The organism is Xanthomonas arboricola pv. guizotiae (genome assembly GCF_002940205.1).
GTDB lineage: Bacteria > Pseudomonadota > Gammaproteobacteria > Xanthomonadales > Xanthomonadaceae > Xanthomonas > Xanthomonas arboricola_C.
Genome location: NZ_MDSK01000080.1, coordinates 1 through 3,120 on the forward strand (window position 1 = coordinate 1; position 3,120 = coordinate 3,120).

Below are 3,120 nucleotides of genomic sequence, written 5' to 3' on the forward strand. Positions count from 1 at the left end.
ACGTCGCATCGATCTCCACTTGGCGTTGCTTTCGCTCGCATCCTCCATCATCTGCTTACGCCTTCTTCCTGGGTTTTGTTAGCCGCTCTTAGTCCCCCTGGGGGGTATTGGGGAATGACCTCGCGGTCGCGCTTCGCGCACCCTCCGGATTCTTGAACACGAGCACCTGCCAAACGGCTTGGTGGGGCATGCGTTGCCGTGCCTTGTCTTCGCATGAGCGCGAGTTCGCAAGAGCGATGAGGTCTACCCGGACCTTGGTCAGTCATCAACTTGGAAAATGCTATGGAATCGGGCACAAAGCCGCGCCAGATGCGCGCGTTCGGATTGGCACTGGCTGCTTTGGCAGGGATCATGCCCGTAGCAGGATCGGCCGAGAACGTCTACGACGACTACGGCAAGCTGATTCAATCCGGGGCTGTGGTCGCAAGTCCAGGTGACAAGCTCTTCGGAGACAACATCAACCTCTATACGGGCTCGATGGAAATCACGCAGACCGACGTCGACTTGAAGGGCAACAACGCACTCCAAGTCCGGATAGGCCGTCGTTTCACGGTGGGCAGCCCGAGTAGGGGGCACTTCAAACTCTGGGACCTGGACATCCCCAACATGCATGGGGTCTTCGCCTTTCCAGGCGGCAACACTGCACCGGACGGCTGGGCAATCAACGGGACCAGGGACACCGTTTACAACCGATGCAGTAGCTATAGCGTTCCCCCCGCTGCCGAGAACCAAGGCGGAATCTTTGAGTCATCCGAGTTTTGGCGTGGCAGCTTTCTTTATCGCCCTGGAAGCGGCGACCAGGAGCTGCTGCGAGCTTCTGTTCAAGCCCTTCGTCCAAACGATGGACGCACTTATCCCATCGTTCTAAAAGATGGCTCTGCTATCCGTTGTCTGGCGTCGTTGGATGGAGCCAGCGAATCGGGAGTGCGTGGTGAAGGATTTGAATTGGTTGACACGCAAGGCAGCGTGTATGCCTTCAACCACATGGTCACTCGCTCCTATCCAGCGTTGGCTAAGTCCTCCCCTGGCCCAGCGGCCCTCTCTGCAGGTGCTGCAATGACCACCGCAAGCGTCGGTGGAATCGTTCCGATGGTCGCTAACAACTACATCCTGGTTCGCAAGGAGGTCTTGATCTATCCCACGCGAGTGACCGATCGCTTCGGCAACACGGTGGTTTACAACTGGAATCCCGGTGCTCCGTGGCAGCTTCTAAGCATTGTTGCCAGCGATGGGCGTCGCATTGACCTGTCGTATGCCGGAGGGAATGGCAACACCATCACCTCCGTGACCACAGGGGGGCGAACCTGGTCTTACGGCTACAGCGACACCCTGGACACAGTGACGCTGCCTGACGGCAGCAGCTGGACCTTTGATTTGGTCGCCTTGTCTCTTGCACGCGTAACTTACAGCCAGCCGCCGGGCTGCGACAACATACGCCCTTGGTCCGGTGGCGCTAGGGTCGGCAGTATCACTGCTCCGACCGGCGCTCGCAGCGACTACACGGTCAACTCCATGCTGATGGGACGGGCGTGGGTGCCCAGGGTTTGCAGGAGAGAAGAAGCCTACTCAGACATCCCCTACCAGTTCTACGTCATGGCCGTTACCAGTCGGCGCATTTCCGGCCCGGGTTTGCCGGCGCAGGGCCTCACTTGGACGTATGACTACGGCACACCCAACAACTGCTGGCAGCCCAGCCCCAACCCAAGCCCCAGCGACCCTGCCAAATACGTTGAGTGCAATGCCGGCTCGCCCATCACTCGGGACATCACCGTCAAGGATCCTACGGGGCAGGCCACGCGCTATCGGTTTGGGAATCGTTACTGGTCCAACGAAGGCTTATTGCTACAGCAGGACTTCGGTTGGAATGGTTCTACAGCCGTTCGCACGCGGATGACCGATTACGCTGCATTTGATGCGGCTCCTTATGCGGCACGGACGATGTATCCGGGTGGCAACTATGGCGACAACACGGTGGCGGCTAGGCAGCGGCCCGTGCGTCAGGTAATCACGATCGACAAGGGCGACCAGTTCGTGTGGCGGATTGCGGACTGCAATGGGCAGCCGTGTTTCGATGAGTTCGCCCGTCCGTTGCGGATCGAACGCTTCAGTCCCTGGCACAGCCGCACCGACGAAACCACGTATTACGACGAGCGCGGTGCGTGGGTGTTGGGACAGACCGCCATCGCTCGCAACATCAACACGGGCATCGTCACCTCTCAGGTCGACTACGGCAGCAATGCATTGCCCCACACGGAGCGGCGCAATGGGAAGCTGGTCGCAACCTACACCTACAATCCCGATGGGACCCTGGCCCAAGTCAAGGATGGCTTGGGAAACGCGACAACCTTGTCTGGCTGGAAGCGCGGCATCCCCCAGACCGTTGCAAATGCCGATGGCACGGCCAAGTCCGCATCCGTGGACGACAATGGGTGGATCCGTCAGACCAACGATGAGAATGGCTTCTCCACGACGTATGGCTACGACGCGATGGGGCGGCTGAACGCCACGAACTACCCATCGGGCGACAGCACCGCTTGGAACTCGACTGCACAGGCGTTCGAGCGAGTGGGCGGCAACGAATACGGCATCGGTGCCGGCCATTGGCGCCAGACCGTGACCACTGGAAACGCACAAAAAGTTACCTACTTCGATGCGCTGTGGCAGCCGTTACTGACGCGGGAATACGATGCCGCAAACGTTGCGGGAACACTCCGGGTCAAGCGCTTCGTCTACGACCATGAAGGAATGATACGCCCAGGGTTCCGTAGACACTCAAGACCCTCGTTGCGCGTAGCGCCGTTCAAACTCTACAGGGGACAGGTCGCCAGTTGAACCATGACGGCGTTGTGGGTTGTAGAACATCTCGATGTAGTCGAACACCTCGGCGCGTGCGGCGTCCTTGGTGGGGTAGATCCGCCGCCTGATCCGCTCGCGTTTGAGCAGACCAAAGAAGCTCTCCACCGGTGCGTTGTCATGGCAGTTGCCACGCCGACTCATGCTGCACACCAAGCCATGGGACGCCAGGAAAACTGCGCCAGTCATCGCTGGTGTAGACCGACCCTTGGTCCGAGTGAACCAGGCAACCAGCGCTGGGTTTGCGCCGCCACACCGCCGACAGCA

General features: G+C 59.6%; 1 protein-coding gene and 1 pseudogene. One reads left to right on the forward strand and one right to left on the reverse strand.

Annotated elements, in window-relative coordinates:
• Positions 1-270: 270 nt before the first annotated feature.
• A complete protein-coding gene (locus XarbCFBP7408_RS21760) occupies positions 271-2,832 on the forward strand; it encodes an RHS repeat domain-containing protein (RefSeq protein ID WP_429001796.1) in 2,562 nt (853 codons plus the stop codon).
• Here the strand turns inward: XarbCFBP7408_RS21760 and XarbCFBP7408_RS21770 are convergent.
• Positions 2,773-3,120, reverse strand: a pseudogene (locus tag XarbCFBP7408_RS21770) (IS3 family transposase); the annotation flags it as partial. The gene XarbCFBP7408_RS21760 and the pseudogene XarbCFBP7408_RS21770 overlap by 60 nt on opposite strands.